Annotated in this window: 1 protein-coding gene; it reads left to right on the forward strand. The window is 66.0% G+C overall.

Features of this window, described 5'->3' with window-relative positions:
* Position 1: 1 nt before the first annotated feature.
* The coding region (locus tag SIK97_RS00985) for a sodium ion-translocating decarboxylase subunit beta (protein WP_319610917.1) at positions 2 to 726 on the forward strand (725 nt) is incomplete at its 3' end.

Raw genomic sequence — 726 nt, forward strand, 5'->3', positions numbered from 1 at the left:
GCTGGCCCTGGCCCTGCCGTCGGTGCAGGGGCAGATGGAGGACCTCGCCGTGGATATGGGCTACTCCGCCGGGGTGCTGGCCATCTTCTATAAGGTCGCCATCGGCTCGGGTATCGCCCCGCTGGTGATTTTTATGGGCGTCGGGGCGATGACCGACTTCGGCCCGCTGCTGGCCAACCCGCGGACCCTGCTGCTGGGGGCGGCGGCGCAGTTCGGCATCTTCGCCACGGTGCTGGGGGCGCTGACGCTGAACTACTTCGGCATCATCAGCTTCACCCTGCCGCAGGCGGCGGCCATCGGCATCATCGGCGGCGCGGACGGCCCGACGGCGATTTATCTGTCGGGCAAGCTGGCGCCGGAATTACTCGGGGCCATCGCGGTGGCGGCGTACTCGTATATGGCGCTGGTGCCGTTAATCCAGCCGCCGATTATGAAGGCGCTGACCAGCGAGAAGGAGCGGAAAATCCGCATGGTGCAGCTGCGCACGGTGAGTAAGCGGGAAAAAATCCTCTTTCCGGCGGTGCTGCTGCTGCTGGTGGCGCTGCTGCTGCCGGACGCGGCGCCGCTGCTGGGGATGTTCTGCTTCGGCAACCTGATGCGCGAGAGCGGGGTGGTGGAGCGCCTGAGCGACACGGTGCAGAACGGGCTGATAAATATCGTGACCATTTTCCTCGGGCTGTCGGTGGGGGCCAAGCTGGTGGCGGACAAGTTCCTGCAGCCGCAGAC

It is taken from the genome of Klebsiella sp. JN_Kp126, assembly GCF_033843325.1.
GTDB lineage: Bacteria > Pseudomonadota > Gammaproteobacteria > Enterobacterales > Enterobacteriaceae > Klebsiella > Klebsiella michiganensis.